The sequence below is a fragment of the Janthinobacterium sp. 13 genome (assembly GCF_002749695.1).
GTDB classification, from domain to species: Bacteria; Pseudomonadota; Gammaproteobacteria; order Burkholderiales; family Burkholderiaceae_D; genus Janthinobacterium; species Janthinobacterium kumbetense.
Map to the genome: position 1 here is coordinate 6,009,695 of NZ_PEEQ01000001.1, position 17,256 is coordinate 6,026,950.

The window sequence follows — 17,256 nt, forward strand, 5'->3', positions numbered from 1 at the left end:
TCTTGGGGTGAATGGGGCTGGCTCGTTGGCCATGATGCAGCGCAGCGGGACGGGAGGTGTTGATATTGAGCAATATTTATGACGCCACGATCAGTCGTGCAGCAGGGGCGCCTCCTCGCAGGCGGCCAGCGGCAGGGACAGGCGCAAGGTGGTGCCGGCGCCGCTGCGGCTTTCGATGTGCAGGCTGCCGCCGGCGGCGGCCACGCGCTCATGCATGCCGGACAGGCCGCAGCCGAGGCGCGGTGGCGAACCCGACAGCCCGACGCCGTCGTCGCTGATGCGGCATGCCAGGGTGGCTCCCGCTTGCTGCAGGCTCAGCTGGACATGCGTGGCGCGCGCATGGCGGGCGATGTTCGCCAGCGCTTCCTGCAGCACGTGATACAGCAGGGGGCCGTGCGCGCTGCCGGCGGCGGCGTCGAGCCGGTAGTCGCAGCTGCAAGCGATGCCCGTGGTGCGCTTGAAGTCCGCCAGCAAGCCGTCGCACGCCGCTTGCAGGCCCGCGTCGAGGGCGGGCGGGCGCAGGTCGTGGATGACGCAGCGCAGCGCCGCGATGCTGAGGTCGATATTGCGCGCCATCATGGCCAGTTGCCGCGCCAGCAAGGGTGCGGCGTCATGCGTGCTGGTCTGCAGCATGGCCAGGTCGATTTTCAGGGTCAGCAGATGCTGGCCCAGGTCGTCGTGGATGTCGCGCCCGATGCGCAGGCGTTCCTGCGCGCGCGCCTTGTGCTGTTCGCCGGCCAGGCGCGCCTGTTCCGCCTCCGCGCGCAGCTGTTCCAGTGCCTGCAGGCGCAGCGCCAGGCGGTGCTGGCGCCACAGCAGCAGCGCCAGCGCACCGAGCAGGACGGCGCAGGCCAGCATCAAGGGGGAGGGCGTGCCAGCCTGCTGCATTGGCCCGGCGGCATGGCTGGCGTGCAGGGCCGCGAGTGCGGCCGCCGCCAGGCAGGCCAGAATACTCAGGCGGTACGGCGGGCGTAGCCAGCGTTGCGGCATGTCCATGCTCCCTTAATGTTTTCCATCAGGCAATGTTCTTACAGAAAATATATTAACTTGGGATCATTTACATTGTCTAAACGCAAAAGCCGCGCAGTTATGCCTGCCCATGTCGATTTCCGGCCCCGGACGCCGCAGCGGCAGGCGGCGGGCACGGCATTTGCACGGGAAGTGTCGTGGCGGCATATAATAGAGGGTTGTCAATCGGCTTTTGCGGTAACGGCGCCACGCGCCAGCCCCGATGCGTTCGCCCTGCGCGATGACGCCAGCCAGCTCTTAGGAAATACAGTGACTTATAGCATCAAAGAGATTTTTTATACCCTGCAGGGCGAAGGTGCGCACGCGGGCCGTCCGGCCGTGTTTTGCCGCTTTTCCGGCTGCAACCTGTGGACGGGCCGCGAAAGCGACCGCGCCACGGCCGTGTGCCAGTTCTGCGATACGGATTTCGTCGGCACGGACGGCGAACTGGGCGGCAAGTTCAAGACGCCGGCCGAACTGGCCGCGCTGATCGACAGCCTGTGGCCCGCCAGCTACGCGCCCAGCAAATACGTGGTGTTTACGGGCGGCGAACCGCTGCTGCAACTGGACACGGCGCTGATCGACGCCATGCACGCGGTCGGCTTTACCATCGCCATCGAAACCAATGGCACCTTGCCCGTGCCGGCCGGCGTGGACTGGATCTGCGTCAGCCCGAAGATGGGTTCCACCCTGGTGGTGCACAAAGGCAATGAAATCAAGGTGGTCATCCCCCAGTTCCAGCAAGACCTGGCCGCCTACGAACAACTGGACTTCGAGAACTTCTTCGTGCAGGCGATGGACGGCCCCCTGGCCGCGCACAACATGAAGCTGGCCATCGAAACATGCAAAAGCAACCCGAAGTGGAAGCTGAGCCTGCAAACCCATAAACTCCTGCAAATCCCTTAAAACAAATAATATGCTGACTATCACACGCAAGCTCGAATTCGACGCGGGCCACCGCATTCCCGACCACAAAAGCCAGTGCCGCAACCTGCACGGCCACCGCTACACGGTGGAAATCACCCTGGTCGGCAAGGTCATCGAAGCGGAAGGCAATTCCGACAATGGCATGATCATGGACTTTTCCGACGTGAAAACCCTGGCCAAGCAGCACCTGGTCGATGTGTGGGACCACGCCTTCCTCGTCTACGAAAAAGATACGGCCGTGCGCGACTTCCTGGCCAGCCTGCCCGACCATAAAACCGTCGTCATCGACCGCATCCCGACCGTGGAAAACCTGGCGCGCATCGCCTTCGACATCCTGAAAGCCGCATTTACCGATCATTTCGGCACGGGCTTGCACCTGCATAAGCTGGTGCTGCATGAAACGCCGAATTGCTGGGCAGAAGTGACCGATGACTGAAATGCACGCTAGCGCGCAGGACGCGCGCTACATGCAGCTGGCCCTGGAACAGGCCCAGCACGCATGGGACCTGGGCGAAGTGCCCGTCGGCGCCGTCGTCGTCAAGGATGGGGAAGTCATCGCCGTCGGCTACAACCAGCCCATCGGCCGCCACGACCCCACGGCGCATGCGGAAGTCATGGCCTTGCGCGCGGCCGCTGAAAAGCTGGGCAACTACCGCTTGCCCGGCTGCGAGCTGTACGTGACCCTGGAACCGTGCGTGATGTGCTCGGGCGCCATGCTGCATGCGCGCCTGGCGCGCGTCGTGTACGGCGCGGGCGACCCGAAGACGGGCGCCTGCGGTTCCGTGCTGAACCTGTTTGAACAGCCGGCGCTGAACCACCAGACAGCCATCGCTGGCGGCGTGCTGGCCGAGGAGTGCGGCGCTTTCCTCAAGCGCTTCTTTGCCGAGCGCCGCCGCGCGCAGGCGGAAGCGCGCAAGCTGGCCCATCCTCCGGCCTGATTTCGTCCCAGACAGGGCAGGGCCGCCATGGCCTTGTCCCGCGCGTCAGCCATGCCAGCCACCCCGGCTGGCATTTTTTATAACTGTTGCGAAATAACATCTGTCTAGACCACTTTGCCATTCTCAAATGAGAATGATTCGTGTTACAGTATTGTTTTCGCCAGCAAACTTTCCTTATACATCGTTAACACTTTCGTTATCGATCCGGGTTCAAGAGCCAGCCTTTACTCTTCCACCGGATCATCATGACTACTGTGCCTACGCAGCGCCTCGCTGCACCCGTCGTATCCCCAGCTCACCTGCCTGTCCGCCGCCATAACCTGGTGCTGCGCGCCGCCTTGCTGGGCCTGTTCGCCGCGCCGCTGCTGCCCGTGGCCGCGCAAAACGCCGCCGTCAATGCAGGCACGGCCGCGCAGGAACCGGCCAAGCTGCCTGTCTTCCCGGAAATCGTCGTGAACGCCAAACAGGATTACGAGCGCCGCGCGGGCACCAAGACGGTGATCCGCAGCGACGACCTGGAGCGCCGCAACGTGACGGACATGGCCGGCGTCGTGCGCTATCAGCCGCTGATCAGCACGTCAATGGCGGCCTCGGGCGGCGGCGGCATGTGGGATGGCGCGGGCAATACCGGTTACAACATCCGCGGCCTGGAAGGCAACCGGGTCAGCCTGGAACTCGACGGCATTTCCCTGCCCGACGCGGCACCGAAGCCGGACAGCACTAACATGAACGCCTTCGGCATGGGCCGCGATTATTTTGATCCGGAAACTTTCCGCGAAGTGCGCATCGATTCGGGCACGACGGCCGTCAGCGGCGCCAATCCCGGCCTGGGCGGCGGCGTGGCCTTCATCACCAAGTCGCCCGAAGATTACCTGGGCGAAGGGGTGGACCATTATGTGGCGTATAAATACGGCCGCGCCACGGTGGACCGCAGCAACGCGCACACCCTGACGGGCGCCGCCAAGATCGGCGCCAGTCTGCAAGGCCTGGCCGTGTACGTGCACCGCGATGGCGAGCAGCTGGACAGCCGTGGCAGCGCCACCGTCAACCCGGATGACTGGCATTCGAACGCCCTGCTGTCGAAGCTGGTGTGGGCCTTGCCGGGCGAACAAAAGCTGGACTTGACGGTCGACATGTTCGAACGCAAGAACAAGCGCGACCTCAACAATAAAGTCAGCGCCATGTACCCGGACGGCGTGCAGCAGGATTCCACCACCAAGCGCACCCGCGTCAGCCTGGGCCACGAGGTGGTGCTGAAGGATTTCGCCCTGTTCGACCGCCTGACCTCGAAAGTCTACCTGCAGAACGCGAAGATCGAGGACAAGAGCAAAGGCCGCTATGTCTACCGCGGCAACTCCCTGCGCGCCATCGACACCAGCTTCAAGAATGACAGCATCGGCCTGACCTCGGAAGCGTTCAAGCAGCTCAACGCCGACAACGCGCTGCTGTACGGCGTGCAGCTGGAACAGGCCAAATCGCGCCGCCCCTGGATGGAAGACCGCACCCTCATTGCCACGGGCGAGCACCAGATCACGCGCAAGAACCGCATGGCCGACATGGATGCCACCAAGCTGGCCCTGTACGTGCGCGACGACCTCAGTTTCGACTTGGGCGGCAAGAAGGCCGTGCTGACGCCGGGCCTGCGTGCCGACTACCGCAAGCTGGAGCCGAAAAACCTGCAGAACTACCTGATCGGCGTGCCGAATGCGGCCAAGGAAGTGCGCAAGGAGAGCGATTCCTACTTCACGCCGAGCCTGAGCCTGTCCGTGGAAGTGCTGCCGCAAATGCAAGCCTACGCCACGTTCACGCGCGGCACGCGCCTGCCGACGGCGATCGAACGCACGGGTACCTATGATTCCATCAGCTATACGGGCACGGGGAATGGCTATGCCGTGCTGGGCAATCCGAATCTGGGCAAGGAAACCAGCAAGGCATATGAACTGGGGCTGAAAGGCGACGTGACCAGGGGCTTGAGCATGCAGGCGTCCGTCTACCAGACGGAGTACAAGAACATGATCGAGTACGTGGCGCAAGAGCTGGATCCGGTGAATTACCCGACCCTCACCCTGGGCCTGTTCCGTCCGGAAAACATCGGCAATGCGCGCACCTGGGGCGCCGAGCTGAGCCTGCGCGCGGAGCTGGGAACCTGGTTGCCGGCCATGCAGGGCTACCGCGTCGACCTGGCCACGGGCGTGGCCAAGGGCCGCTCCTTCAATACCCTGACGGGCGAGAGCGGCGGCCTGGCCTCGGTGGCGCCGGCCAAGACGGCGCTGACCTTCGGCTATGACCATACGAACAAGTTGTTCGGCCTGGAACTGACGGCGCTGCATGCCGGCGAGAAACAGGCGCCGAACGATTTGCTGATGGGCGGGACCGCGCCGCTCTTCAAGGTGCCGTCGTACACCATCTTCGACCTGTCGACCTACTGGAACGTGCACAAGAACGCCAAGATCATCGTCGGCGTGTACAACTTGACGGATCGCAAGTACTGGGATTATGCCGCCGCGCGCAGCCTGGCCTCCGGCACCACGGCTGCCAGCCGCCTGGAGATCGAGCGCTACGCCAAGCCGGGCCGCAACGTCGCCGCCAGCCTCAGCGTCAACTATTGATTTTTACCGGGGAGGGGTGCTTGCCCCTCTTTTTTTCCATGTTTGATTGAATGGTCTCTCTATGAAGTTATCCAAACTCGTTCTATCCCTGCTAGGCAGCCTGCTGATCGCAAACGCATACGCGGCCCCAGCCACTTTGGCGGAACGCTGGTCCACCTTGCGCACGGATCAGCCGAAGCTGCAGATCCGCGACGCGGCGCGCGCGCTGGGTGTATCCGAAGCGCAATTGCTGGCAACCAACATCGGCAAGGGCGTCACGCGCCTACAGGCCGACGGCAACCAGCCGCGCGAAATCATGCGCGCCGCGCTGGACCTGGGCATCGTGCAAGCGATCACGCGCAATGAAAACGGCGTCATCGAAACGACGGGCGTCGCCAGCAAATTCAAGCAGGCGGGCGACAAGTCCGAGCAGGCCGACGCCAAGGACCCGGAAACGGAAGCGCGCCAGCGCAATATCGCGGGCGGCTACCTGGGCGGCCAGATCGACCTGCGTTTCCACTTTGAAAACTGGAAATACGCATTTGCGGTAGAACAAGCAGGCCGCGATGGCAAGCCGACGCGCAGCCTGCAATTTTTTGACGCCAACGGCACGGCCGTGCACAAGATCTACCTGCGCAACGAGCCGGGCGTGGCCGTCTACGATAAATTGGTGGCCACCTTCCGCATGCCCCGGCAAAGCGCGGAGCTGAACGTGCTGGCCGTGGCGCCGAAAGCGGCGGAAAAGCCGGATGCCGAGATCGACGTCAAGGAATTCCAGCTGGCCTGGAAAGACATGACGGACGTGCACCAGTTTGCGCAAATCATGCGCGAATTCCACCTGTCGCGCGAACAGGCCCTGCGCCTGGCGCCGGCCGGCGTGGTCGAGCGCGTGACGCCAGCGGCGCTGCGCACCCTGCTGGAAAACGCGGCCAAGGACAAGGTCGCCATCATGGTGTTCCTGGGCAATGAAGGCTTGACGCAGATCTACAGCGGCAAGATCGAGAAAACCATGGCCGCCGGCGGCTTCTTCAACGTGCTGGACCCGGACTTCAACCTGCACATCCGCGACACGGCCCTGCGCAGCGGCTGGATCGTCAAGCGCGGCGGCGTCACTTCCGTCGAGTTCTTCGACAATGACGGCACGCAAGTGGTCTCCTTCTTCGGCGTGCGCGAGCGCGGCAAACCGCAGCCGCAAAGCTGGGTGGACCTGGCCGATTCCTTGCCTAAGGCCAAGTAAGCAGTAGCGATGATTCTGCACGGTTGCCGCGCGCCGTACCGGCGCGGCAACACTTCAGCTTGTGTACCGCGTGCCGGTCTCATGTCTGAAGCACAATAGTGGTATGCTGATTGCAAGGCCGCAGCGATCGTGCCTGCGTGCTGGTTCCTGGAAGAGAGGCAATCATGGCAACCATCATGGCGAACGGCCTCAACATAGCTTATGAGAGCCACGGCAACCCCGATGACCCGTGCGTGCTGCTGGTCATGGGCCTGGGCATGCAACTGATTGCCTGGCCGGCGGACTTCGTCGAAGGCATCGTCGAGCAAGGCTTCCGGGTTGTGCGTTTCGACAACCGCGACAGCGGCCTGTCGAGCAAGATGGCGCTGGCGGGCAAGCCGTATCTGCCGCTGGCCTACGTGAAAAACCTGCTGGGCTGGCCCCTCAAGACTTCCTACACCCTCGATGACATGGCGGACGACGCGCTGGGCTTGCTGGCGTCCCTGCGGATTGCCCAGGCGCACGTGATCGGCGTGTCGATGGGCGGCATGATCGCGCAAGTGATGGCGGCGCGCGCGCCGCTGCAGGTGCTCAGCCTGACGTCCATCATGTCGAGCAGCGGCCGGCGCGGCTTGCCCGGCCCCACGCGGGCCGCGCGCAATGCGCTGCTGCAACGCCCGAAACGCAACGCCAGCCGCGCCGAACTGATGGCGCACATGGCCGCCACCGTGCGCGTGATCGGCAGTCCCGCCTATCCCGTGTCGGAAAAACTGCTGTACCAGCGCATCGAAGCGGCGCTGCAGCGGGGCAGTTGCCCCGAAGGCGTGGCGCGGCAAATGGTGGCGATCGCCGCCTCGGGCGAACGCACGGCCTTGCTGCCGAGCATCAGTTGTCCGGCCTTGGTGATCCATGGCGCGGCCGACCCCTTGATCCCCGTCGCCTGCGGCATCGATACGGCGGCGCTGATCCCCGGCGCCCGGCTGGAAGTGATCGAAGGCATGGGGCACGACATGCCGCCCCAGCTGATCGAGCGCCTGCTCGCCTTGATCGATGTGCATCTGCAAGGTAAGATGGCGCCCCAGATGCGCTCCCAGCCAGCTTGAGCCAGGCGCGCCCACCACTTGACTAGCCAGGCATATTTTGAAGACACCTGAGATTGGCATCGCCATCGTCGCGCCGGGCGGTTGTGCGCCCGACGAGGCGGCTTTGGCGCGCGGCATCGCCCGCTTGCAGGCGCAAGGCGCCACCGTCCACAATTACTACGACCCCGAGCACACATTCCAGCGCTTCGGCGGCACGGATGCGGGCCGCCTGGCGCAGCTGAACGCGGCGGCCGCCGACCCAGACGTGCAGGTGGTGATCGCCTTGCGCGGCAGCTACGGCATCAGCCGCATCCTGCCCGACATCGATTTCGACCGCATGGCGGACAGCGGCAAGCTGTTTGTCGGCTACAGCGACTTCACGGCCTTCCACATGGGCTTGCTGGCAAAAACGGGCCGCGCCAGCTTTGCCGGCCCCATGATCTGCGACGATTTCATCCGCGACGAGCCCGAGCAATTTACGCTGGATCAACTGTGGTCGTGCCTGGCCGGTCCCACGCACACGGTCACGGGCGCGGCGGCGGGCAATCCGCAGGTAGAGCTGAGCGGGCAACTGTGGGGCGGCAACCTGGCCATGCTGGTTCACTTGCTGGGCACGCCGTATTTCCCCCAGATCGATGGCGGCATCCTGTTCCTGGAAGACGTCAACGAACACCCGTACCGGGTCGAGCGCATGCTGCTGCAACTGCTGCACGCGGGCGTGATCCAGCGCCAGCAAGCGGTCGTGCTCGGTGACTTTTCCGGCTATAAACTGAGCCCCATGGACAAGGGCTACGATGTCGACGCCATGCTGGCCTACGTGCGCGAGCGCCTGCCCGTGCCCGTGTTGACGGGACTGGAATTCGGCCACATCCGCCGCCGCGTCACCTTGCCGTTCGGCGGCCAGGCGCGGCTGCAATCGGATGCGTCCGGTTTCAGCCTGCAGGTGGGCGATTACCCGACCCTGGCGCGCCCCTGAACGTCCTGCACTCCGTGGGCGCCAAGCCCGGCAGGTTGCTGCAGCTCGATGTGCTGCGCGGCATCGCCGTGTTTGGCATCCTGCTGGTGAATATATGGTCGTTCGCCTGGGGCAGCCTGTCCTTGCGCTACGGCACCTTGCCGGCGCAGCCTCCCGTGCTCGACCAGCTCGTCATTTTTGGCGTGGCGGCGCTGGCGCAATTCAAGTTTTACCCCATCTTCGCCTTTCTGTTCGGCGCCGGTTTTGCCTTGCAGACACGTTCCCTGCGGCGCCAGCTGGGTAGCTGGGAAGTGGCGCAAGCGGCTTACCTGCGCCGTTTGCGCTGGCTGCTCGTGTTCGGCCTGCTGCACGGCTTCTGCATCTGGAGCGGCGACGTGCTGACCTCGTATGCCGTCGCCGGCATGCTGGTCCTGCCCTTGCTGTCCGCCAGGCTCAGCCGCGTGCGCAACCGCGCCTGGCTGGTGGCGGCCGGTTTTCTATTATTCATGTGCCTGTTGATTCCGGTGGGCCAGCAGGGCGGCGCGCCGGACATCGCACGCGACCTGCAAGCCTTTGCGGAGCGCTACGCGGTCTACACGCAGGGCGGCGCATGGGCCGTCGCCAGGCTGCGCGCCAACGATTTCCTCGTCTCCTTGCTGTATTCGGCCGTCATGCTGCCGCATATCATCGTGCTGTTCTTGCTGGGCATCTTGTCCGTGCGTTTCGGCTGGCTGACGCAGCCGCAGCGCCACCAGTGCCTGTGGCGCCGCGTGCGTGCCGTGGGCCTGGGCGCGGGCTTGCCGTTCAACCTGCTGGCGGCGGGGGCCGTCGCGTGGCAGGTGGCCGATCCGTATCAAACCGTCTTTGACACGGCCCTGTTCGAAGTGGGCCTGTTCGCCGGCGGCCCCGTGCTGGCGGCCGGCTATGTGGCCGCGCTGATGCTGGCCGGCCCCTTCATGCTGCGCTGGCTCGGTGCATGGCTGGCGCCCGTGGGACGCATGGCGCTGAGCAATTACCTGCTGCAATCGCTGATCGGCACCTGGCTGCTGCAGGGGCCGGGCCTGGGCTGGGGCGCAACATTGCGTCCCGCCGAGATGCTGGGCCTGGCGGTCGTGATGATGGCGGGGCAGGTGCTGCTGAGCCGCTACTGGCTGCGCCATTTCAGGCAAGGTCCCATGGAAGCGCTGTGGCGCCGCCTGGCGCGCCTGCCTTAATCCGTACCCCAGTCGAACGCACTTTGCGCCGCGGCCGGCGGCGGCGCCTTGGCCCTGGCGGACGGCACCAGCGGATTGTCGACGGCATGCCATTCGAACAAGTCCACGTCGAGCATGCAGGTGCGCGCCAGGTGCAGCGCTTGCTCGGGCGTCAGGGCGGGGTCCAGCCAGCGGTGCGCGTCTTCCCGGCTGACGGCCACGGGGCGGCGGTCGTGGATATCGACCATGCCGCCCATGCTGTCGGCCGTCACCAGCACGAAGCCCGCTTCTTCCCGATTGACCTTGTAGGGGCCGAACTGGGCCAGCGCCAGCAGGAACAGGGGCGCGCGGTCCTTGCGGTGGATGTGCCACGGCTGCTTGCCGCCTTTCTCGCCCGTCCATTCATACCAGCCGGAAACGCAGACGATGCCGCGCCCCGCGCGCAGCAAGGGTTTCCAGTAGGCGCCGGCGAGCTTTTCCAGGCGGGCATTGATGGCGATGGGGATTTTCTTCTTGCCGGGAGCGGGCGTGGCCGCGGCGGCCCAGGCGGGCCGGTAGCCCCAGAAGACATCGTCGACCCGGTGCACGCCATCCTGGATGTGCAGGATGGGCCGGTAGGTGCCGGGCGAGACGTTCAGGTGCGCTTCCGCCTCGCTGTCGAACACCGCGTCGGTCCAGCCGAAGGATGACGCCAGCACGCGCGCCGTGTCATTTTGATCGAATCGTCCACACATGGGGAAATCATACCCGATCGCCTGCCGGCGCGAGCGCGGCGCGCGCCCTTTTCGTGAGTGTGGTCAAACGTACAGACGTGGGCGGCCGCAAGGCGCACAGTGGAAGCCAGTCAGGTCCCTGACGCTTCTTGCATCGGAGGAATTATGCCTTTTGAAAATCCCACCATCCACAAAGGTTTTACCATCAGCGCCACGGCCAGCCAGCGCCGCGATGGCCGCTGGGTCGGCTCGTATGTCAGCCAGAACCAGGCGTGCGGCGCGTATGCGGATACCTGCGATTACGACGATTGCAGCAATGAAAAAGAGGCGCAGCAACTGGCCCTGTCCGTCGGCTGGCGCCTGGCCGATGGAGTGCCGGCACGTTGAGACCGCTTGCGGGTCAGTGTTTTCGCCGCAGGGCCAGCAGCAAGCCGGCCACGGGGAAGAACAGGGCGGTACCCAGCCGGACGGAGGTCAGCGAAGCGGCCTCCACGCCCACCACATGGGGCAAGGCCAGCAGCAACAGGGGCGTGGGCACGGCGATGGCGAAGAAAAACAGGTACCACGAATAGCCATTCTTCTTGGCCAGCAAGGCAATCAGGGCGCAGCCGACGAGGAAGACCAGCGGCAAGTTCACATATTCCATGGTTTTGCGTTTTCATCCGGGAAAGCGCGTCATTATACGCGCGCCCGGGCGGGCCGGATGGGCTTGCCGGCGTCAGTTGCCGACGAAATCCGGCGGCTGCGGCGCCTGCGTACCGGCCTGCGTATCGGCCTGCGTATCCGCGAGCGGGGCCTCGGCCGGCAGCAGCGCCTTGATGGCGCCGTTATAGATGAGTTCCTGGGCGTACGCCGAGGCCTCGATCAAGGCCGCATGCACGGATTTGAAACTGCTCGGCGTTTCAATCAGCACGGGCTTGGCATACGCCTGCAAGGTATCGCCGCGCTTGCTGATCAAGATCATGCCCCGGTAGCGCCCATCCTTCTCCAGCGCCCCCGTCACATGAAATTCATAACCCCTGATCTGGTGTTTTTGTTCCTGATCCATGTCTCCCGCCTCCAGACCTGATTGTCGTGGCCCAGACCTGCTTACGCGTATCGAACAGCAGAGTGTTTGATCTGAATCAAGACCGCCATTTCAAGCCACGATTCAACGAACGTCGCGACGGCAGCGGCAAGCGTAGCGAGCGGAGCGGATGTGTGGCTGAGAAGCGCAACCGTACATTGGTACGGTGAGCATCGCCAGCCGCAAAGCCGCCCGCGCAGTAGCTTGCGGCTGCCGTCATCATCCAGCGCGGATGGCGCGGATCTGCCGGGCCGTTTCTTCGATTTCCCGATACGCTTCCTGAATGTAGCCATCGAGCGGATGCCCGTCCATCCACTCGAAATAGGCGCGCTCGTCGTGCTTGATGGCAAAAGGGACGTGGTGATCGCGTATCGATTCGGCCGTTTCGCGCACCAGCGAGGCAAAAAGCAGCTCAAGAGTTTCCATGATGGTCACCTTGCGGGACAGGAATGCAGAGCCTTGAATGTAGCACAAAGTGGCGCGTCGCCTGCGCAGCCGGCCATGGCGTGCGCAGGCCTTGCCCGGCGTCAGGCCGGATGGCCGATATGTTCGTACAGGATCACGCAGCCGATGACGATCAGCACCAGGCCGCCCACCAGCTCGGCGCGCCGGCCCGCCACCGTGCCAAGCACGCGGCCCAGCATCACGCCCAGGGTCACCATGACGAAGGTGGAAAAGCCGATGGCGGCCGCCGTGACGACGATGTTGGCGCCCAGCAAAGCCAGACCCGCACCCACCACCATGGCGTCGATACTGGTGGCCAGGCCCGTCACGGCCAGCACCCAGAACGAGTGCGACTGGGCCGGCGCCTCTTCCTCGTCGGCATCGGAAAGGGCATTGCGTATCATCAGCAAGCCGATGATGCCCAGCAGGCTGAAGGCGATCCAGTGGTCCCACGCTTCCACGTAGGGCGCGGCCACGCTGCCCAGGGCCCAGCCGATGATGGGCGTGATGGCTTCGATGACGCCAAAGATCAGCCCCGTGCGCAGCGCTTCGCGCCATTGCGGCTTGTGCAGGGCGGCGCCCTTGCCCACGGCGGCCGCGAAGGCATCGGTGGACATGGCAAGCGAGAGGGCGGCGGTGGCGGCGAAATTCATCGTTGGCTTTCAGTAAAACCTAGCTGGGATAATAAGGCAACAACGCCGAAGAAAACCGTAGCGAGCGGAAGGGAGGCTCGGCGCCCCCGTTGGCCCGAGAAGCGCAACTGTACGCAGGTACAGTGAGCATCGCAGGCCGTAAATCACGACGCGCAGTAGGTTTTATAGGCGTTTAACGCAAACCCGGCGATTTTACCCTACGTACAGCACCACCAAGGAGGCCAGCAGGCAATATGCGCCAAAGAAATGCCAGCGCCCCTGTTCCAGCCAGCGCGACAGCCAGCGCAGGGCCAGCAAGCCGGCCAGGAACGACAGCAGCATGCCCAGCAGGCTGGGGCCGAGCAGGTGCAGCAGGCTGTTGCCGTGCTCCAGATGATCGAGGCTGCCGTTTGCCACGGCCTGGTAGAAGCGCCAGCCTTCCTTGACCAGCACGGCCGGCGTCAGCACGACGGCCAGGGCGAAGCTGAATTCTTCCGCGCGGCGCTGCGGCACGCCCATGGCGATGCCGGCGGAAATGGTGGCGCCCGAGCGGGAAAAGCCCCGGAAGGGCAGGCACAGTCCCTGCACGGCGCCGATCACCATCGCCTTGCCGATGGACAAGGTGCCATGCTGGCGCGCCTGCAGGCGCGACGACACAATGATCAGCACGCCTGCGGCGGCCAGGGCGGCGGCCATCAGTTTTGCGTTGCCGAACAGGTGCTCGATTTCAAAGCCCGGCGCATCCTTGCTCATGACGTGCGTAATGCCTTTCAGCAAGCCGAAGCCGACGATGCCCGTCAGGGCCGTGGCGGCCACGAGCAGCAAGGCATTGCTGCGGAAGGCAGTGGCCGAGCTGAAATACGTGGCGCGCCAGGATTTCCAGAAATACACGATGACGGCGAACATGGTGCCCGTGTGCAGCATCACCAGCAGCATGGTCAGCTCCGGTGACGTGGGGTCCAGGCCCATCAGTTTTTCCGCCATGATGACGTGGGCGGAGCTGGACACGGGCAGCAGCTCGGCGAAGCCCTGGACGATGGAAAGAATAAATAGTTGTAAAAAACTCATGGATATCGGTGCTCGGCGGGGGAAGAAAGGTCGCCGATTTTACCCGCCGGATACGGCGGGCACGTCCCGCGCCAGATTACAGTTTGTCCATGTTGGCGCAGGCGAGCGCGACGCCCAGCGCCATCAGGACCGCGCCGATCAGCCGGTCGATGCTCCGCTGGTGGCTGACCATGCGCATGCGGAAGCGCGCTTGCGAGAAAAAGACGGCCACCAGGGCGAACCAGGCCAGGTGGATGGCGGACATGCACAGCCCGTAGCCGAACTGGACTGCCAACGGCGTGCCGGGCTGCACCACCTGGGTGTAGGTGCTGATGACAAACAGGGTCGTTTTCGGGTTCAGGGCATTGGTCAGTAAGCCGTTGAGCAAGATTTGACGCCGGGGCACGCTGGCGCCGCCATGCAGGTCGATGACGAGTCCGGCGCGGTTGGTCCAGGTTTTCCAGCCGATCACGGCCAGGTAGAGGGCGCCGGCCAGCTTGATCGCCGTAAATAGCGCAGGCGAACCGGCGATGAGCAGCGCTACGCCAAACATCGTATAGAACACGTGCACTTGCACGCCCAGCGCGATGCCGAGCGCGGCCAGCAGGCCGGCACGGCGGCCATGCAGATAGCTGTTGCGCGTGACCATCGCGAAATCGGGGCCCGGAACGATGGAGGCCAGCAGGGTAATCAGGGCAACGGCAAGCAATGCAATCATGTGTCTTCCTTGGGCAGTGGTGGCGCCCGCACGGCCATCGGTGACTATTTCTCGCCTGTTGGGCAAGGGCGCGGCGCGCATGCGGGCTGCCGGAAGACAAATTATCCCTATAATGGCCTTCCATGAAAAACGATGATATCTTGCGGATATGTGTGAGAAAAAGTGACAGATCATGACTAGGCAGACGGCGCTGGGCACCTTGCGTTTCTTCGAGGCTGCGGCCAGGCTGGGCAGTTTCGTCCAGGCGGCCGCGGAGTTGCACGTGACGCACGGGGCCGTCAGCCGGCAAATCCGCCTGCTGGAAACGTCGCTGGGCACGCCCCTGTTCGAACGCCGCAACCGCGGCGTGTTCCTCCTGCCGGCGGGCGCGCAGCTGCGCGATGCCGTCCAGCAAGCATTCGAGCGGCTCGACGCCGCCCTCGAAGCCGTGCGCCAGCCGGTGCGCCAGGGGCCGCTGGTGGTGTCGTGCGAGCCGACGATCGCGATGAAATGGCTGATACCGCGCCTCGGCGACTTTTACCAGCAGCATCCCGAGGTGCCGCTGCACCTGTTCGCCTCGGGCGGGCCGGTGGCGTTCCAGCGCGACGCGGTGGACGTGGCGCTGCGCCGCAACGATTTTCTGTGGGATGCGGGCTTGCATGCGGAAAAGGTGTGCGATGAATGGATCGCGCCCGTGTGCGCGCCGGCCCTGCTGCGGCAAGGCGGGCTGGACCTGTCCGCGCAGCGCCTGCTGCACACGGCGTCGCGTCCGGCTGCCTGGGCCCACTGGCGCGCCGCCGGCAAGGATGCCGACGGCGGCGGCCAGGGCGGCAGCCAGACCTACGAGCACTTCTATCTGAGCCTGCAAGCGGCTTGCGCCGGCCTCGGCGTGGCCATCGGCTCTGTCTTCATGGCGCGCGAAGACCTCGACAGCGGGCGCCTGGTCGCGCCCTTCGGTTTCCGGCGCGACGGCAGCGCCTATTTCCTGCTGTCGCCGCTGCCATTTGATGGCGACGCGCGCCGCACCACCTTGCTGCACTGGCTGCGCGAGCAGATGGGGCAGGCGCTGCCGGCGCCGTAGCCGCGCCCCTTATTGCGGCGGCGTGGCCGGCTTGAAGACGCTGCGAAACGCTTTCAGGGCGGCAGGGTGATAGATCGTGCCGTGGGTTTCTTCCGGCATCTTTTCCACATGCCATTGCAAGCCGCGCGGCGCCTGTTTTTCCAGCACGTCGGCCAGGCGCTGCACTTCCACGGCGATGCCTGCCTCGCTGCTGGACGCCAGGTACAGGCTGTGCTTGCCCGGCGTGCCTTTCGCCAGCAGGGCTGCCGCCTGGCGCGGCAGGGCGCCATGATTCCACCACAGGCTGGGGTCGAACGCCACGTAATGGTCGAACAGCTGCGGTTCCAGCAGATAGGTTTCCACCACGAACAGGCCCCCCAGCGATTCGCCGACGATGGCCGTCTCGCCCGTCGTGCGGTAGCGGCGCTTGATTTCCGGCATCAGCTCATCGCGGATGAAGGTCCGGTAAGCGGCCGCACCGCCCACGACGGGGGCGATCTTGCGGTCTTCCGCATTCCCGGTCGGGCCCGTCAGGTCGCGCCGGCGCTGCGTGTTTTGCATGCCGACCAGCATGAAGGGGCGCATCGTGCCATTCGCCACCGACACTTGCAGCAAGCCGGCCACGTGCAAAAAGTCTTCGGCCACGCCGCCGTCCGGCATGTACAGCACGGGCAGCGGGGCGTCGGGCGGCGTATCCCAGGCGCGCGCCATGTACACATTGATGTGGCGTTTTTCTTTCAGCGCCTGCGAATCGATGCTGAAACTTTCGCCGATGACGAGCGGCGTGGCTGCGCTGGAGGAAGCGGCAGCGGCGGACGCGGCAGTGGCGAGGTGGAAGGGGCTGGACAGCAGCAGGGCGGCGGTGAGGTGCAGTGCAAGGCAAGAGCGGCGCATGGTTTCCTGTGATAAGTAAGTTTGGATCGATGGCATGTACTCGTATAGACATGCCATCAAGCAATTCTATCTCATCTTTCTTGTCTTTGATGCAGCCTTACTTGATCGTCAATAGTTTTCGCTCGCGCACGATACCGGCCTTGTCGATCGTGTAGGCGACCAGCAGGGCGCCATCGTCGGCGCAGGCGTGGCAGGTGATCAGGGGCGTGGAAAACAGCACGCTCTGGCCGCCATCGCCGGTGGCCGTGCTGCCGACGAACTCGGCGGGCGCGAACGGCATGGCGTCCGGGTGGGCGGCGGTAAACGCTTGCCAGGCAGGCGTGGCCCGGTCTTCCTCGCGCACGGAGTGCTCGTCGACATCGATGGCCGCGCCATCGCTGCCGATCAGCAAGGTGCTTTCATTCGTGTTGGCGCGAAACGGATAGGTGACGGTGGCCAGCGCCACCTTGCCCAGCGGGCGCCAGGCAGAGATGTAGCCTGGCATGTTTGCCCCGACCAGCATCCTGGCGGCGGCGATGGCTTGCGGGGGCGCACCGGTACGCTTCATGGTGCGCAGCAGGCAGACGTCGGGCGCGGAGTGCGATTGCCCGGTGCGGCAGGCCGACAGCGAGCGTTCCTGCCAGACGGCACGCGCATCGATGGGCCCCGTCTCTTCGGCATGGGCGGCCTGCATGGCGGCCAAACCGGAAAAGGCCAATACGGCGCAACCTATTACATGGCGGGGAAATGGTATGGACATGGGGAACTTTCTGTAGCGGAAACAATAGAGCCTCAGATTATAGGAGGGGGCCGACGA

At 64.6% G+C, this 17,256-nt stretch carries 20 protein-coding genes; 10 read left to right on the plus strand and 10 right to left on the minus strand.

Going from position 1 to position 17,256, the window contains the following annotated elements; translation table 11 throughout:
• Nucleotides 1-90 precede the first annotated feature (90 nt).
• The gene (locus CLU94_RS26370) at nucleotides 91-990 is read right to left on the minus strand and encodes a sensor histidine kinase (RefSeq protein WP_143451560.1); all 900 of its coding nucleotides are present in this window, start codon (nucleotides 988-990) and stop codon (nucleotides 91-93) included.
• Between the two features lie 288 nt (nucleotides 991-1,278).
• Here CLU94_RS26370 and queE point away from each other — a divergent pair, with 288 nt between their 5' ends.
• The 8 genes from queE to CLU94_RS26410 all read left to right on the plus strand — a co-directional run bounded on the left by queE (nucleotide 1,279) and on the right by CLU94_RS26410 (nucleotide 9,928).
• Entirely contained in the window at nucleotides 1,279-1,914 is a 636-nt protein-coding gene (queE, locus tag CLU94_RS26375) for a 7-carboxy-7-deazaguanine synthase (RefSeq protein WP_099667849.1), read from the plus strand.
• A 10-nt stretch (nucleotides 1,915-1,924) separates the two neighbouring features.
• A complete protein-coding gene (gene queD, locus CLU94_RS26380; protein ID WP_034755997.1) occupies nucleotides 1,925-2,371 on the plus strand; it encodes a 6-carboxytetrahydropterin synthase QueD in 447 nt (148 codons plus the stop codon).
• Entirely contained in the window at nucleotides 2,364-2,873 is a 510-nt protein-coding gene (gene tadA, locus CLU94_RS26385) for a tRNA adenosine(34) deaminase TadA (protein ID WP_099667850.1), read from the plus strand. The genes queD and tadA overlap by 8 nt, the downstream gene beginning before the upstream one ends.
• Nucleotides 2,874-3,118: 245 nt before the next feature.
• Nucleotides 3,119-5,482: a TonB-dependent hemoglobin/transferrin/lactoferrin family receptor gene (locus tag CLU94_RS26390; RefSeq protein ID WP_099667851.1), complete on the plus strand. Its 2,364-nt coding sequence runs from the start codon at nucleotides 3,119-3,121 to the stop codon at nucleotides 5,480-5,482.
• Between the two features lie 61 nt (nucleotides 5,483-5,543).
• Nucleotides 5,544-6,698, plus strand: coding sequence for a hemin-degrading factor (locus tag CLU94_RS26395; protein WP_099667852.1), 1,155 nt, complete (start codon nucleotides 5,544-5,546; stop codon nucleotides 6,696-6,698).
• Nucleotides 6,699-6,862: 164 nt separating this feature from the next.
• Nucleotides 6,863-7,780: an alpha/beta fold hydrolase gene (locus CLU94_RS26400; protein ID WP_099667853.1), complete on the plus strand. Its 918-nt coding sequence runs from the start codon at nucleotides 6,863-6,865 to the stop codon at nucleotides 7,778-7,780.
• A gap of 37 nt (nucleotides 7,781-7,817) precedes the next feature.
• Nucleotides 7,818-8,735: a muramoyltetrapeptide carboxypeptidase gene (gene ldcA, locus CLU94_RS26405; RefSeq protein WP_099667854.1), complete on the plus strand. Its 918-nt coding sequence runs from the start codon at nucleotides 7,818-7,820 to the stop codon at nucleotides 8,733-8,735.
• Nucleotides 8,736-8,749: 14 nt separating this feature from the next.
• Complete coding sequence (locus tag CLU94_RS26410; RefSeq protein WP_257219013.1) at nucleotides 8,750-9,928, plus strand: DUF418 domain-containing protein; 1,179 nt, start codon at nucleotides 8,750-8,752, stop codon at nucleotides 9,926-9,928.
• On the opposite strand, the gene CLU94_RS26415 is transcribed toward CLU94_RS26410, so the two are convergent.
• Nucleotides 9,925-10,641, minus strand: coding sequence for an SOS response-associated peptidase (locus CLU94_RS26415; RefSeq protein ID WP_099667856.1), 717 nt, complete (start codon nucleotides 10,639-10,641; stop codon nucleotides 9,925-9,927). The two genes, CLU94_RS26410 and CLU94_RS26415, sit on opposite strands and share 4 nt — an antisense overlap.
• Nucleotides 10,642-10,785: 144 nt before the next feature.
• Here CLU94_RS26415 and CLU94_RS26420 point away from each other — a divergent pair, with 144 nt between their 5' ends.
• Nucleotides 10,786-11,007: a hypothetical protein gene (locus tag CLU94_RS26420; RefSeq protein WP_099667857.1), complete on the plus strand. Its 222-nt coding sequence runs from the start codon at nucleotides 10,786-10,788 to the stop codon at nucleotides 11,005-11,007.
• A gap of 13 nt (nucleotides 11,008-11,020) precedes the next feature.
• Here the strand turns inward: CLU94_RS26420 and CLU94_RS26425 are convergent, their stop codons facing one another.
• From CLU94_RS26425 to CLU94_RS26450, 6 genes are all read right to left on the minus strand, one after another.
• On the minus strand, nucleotides 11,021-11,266 hold the full coding sequence (locus CLU94_RS26425) for a hypothetical protein (RefSeq protein WP_099667858.1): 246 nt from the start codon (nucleotides 11,264-11,266) through the stop codon (nucleotides 11,021-11,023).
• A 72-nt stretch (nucleotides 11,267-11,338) separates the two neighbouring features.
• On the minus strand, nucleotides 11,339-11,668 hold the full coding sequence (locus tag CLU94_RS26430; RefSeq protein ID WP_099667859.1) for a hypothetical protein: 330 nt from the start codon (nucleotides 11,666-11,668) through the stop codon (nucleotides 11,339-11,341).
• 237 nt (nucleotides 11,669-11,905) lie between these two features.
• On the minus strand, nucleotides 11,906-12,112 hold the full coding sequence (locus tag CLU94_RS26435; protein ID WP_143451561.1) for a hypothetical protein: 207 nt from the start codon (nucleotides 12,110-12,112) through the stop codon (nucleotides 11,906-11,908).
• A 101-nt stretch (nucleotides 12,113-12,213) separates the two neighbouring features.
• A complete protein-coding gene (gene mntP / locus CLU94_RS26440; protein WP_070218395.1) occupies nucleotides 12,214-12,783 on the minus strand; it encodes a manganese efflux pump MntP in 570 nt (189 codons plus the stop codon).
• 192 nt (nucleotides 12,784-12,975) lie between these two features.
• Complete coding sequence (locus tag CLU94_RS26445; RefSeq protein ID WP_099667861.1) at nucleotides 12,976-13,830, minus strand: undecaprenyl-diphosphate phosphatase; 855 nt, start codon at nucleotides 13,828-13,830, stop codon at nucleotides 12,976-12,978.
• Between the two features lie 76 nt (nucleotides 13,831-13,906).
• A complete protein-coding gene (locus CLU94_RS26450; RefSeq protein ID WP_099667862.1) occupies nucleotides 13,907-14,527 on the minus strand; it encodes a LysE family translocator in 621 nt (206 codons plus the stop codon).
• 172 nt (nucleotides 14,528-14,699) lie between these two features.
• Here CLU94_RS26450 and CLU94_RS26455 point away from each other — a divergent pair, with 172 nt between their 5' ends.
• Nucleotides 14,700-15,587: a LysR substrate-binding domain-containing protein gene (locus CLU94_RS26455; RefSeq protein ID WP_099667863.1), complete on the plus strand. Its 888-nt coding sequence runs from the start codon at nucleotides 14,700-14,702 to the stop codon at nucleotides 15,585-15,587.
• A 9-nt stretch (nucleotides 15,588-15,596) separates the two neighbouring features.
• On the opposite strand, the gene CLU94_RS26460 is transcribed toward CLU94_RS26455, so the two are convergent.
• The gene (locus CLU94_RS26460; RefSeq protein ID WP_099667864.1) at nucleotides 15,597-16,460 is read right to left on the minus strand and encodes an alpha/beta hydrolase; all 864 of its coding nucleotides are present in this window, start codon (nucleotides 16,458-16,460) and stop codon (nucleotides 15,597-15,599) included.
• A 97-nt stretch (nucleotides 16,461-16,557) separates the two neighbouring features.
• The gene (locus tag CLU94_RS26465; RefSeq protein WP_143451562.1) at nucleotides 16,558-17,199 is read right to left on the minus strand and encodes a hypothetical protein; all 642 of its coding nucleotides are present in this window, start codon (nucleotides 17,197-17,199) and stop codon (nucleotides 16,558-16,560) included.
• Between the last annotated feature and the right edge of the window lie 57 nt (nucleotides 17,200-17,256).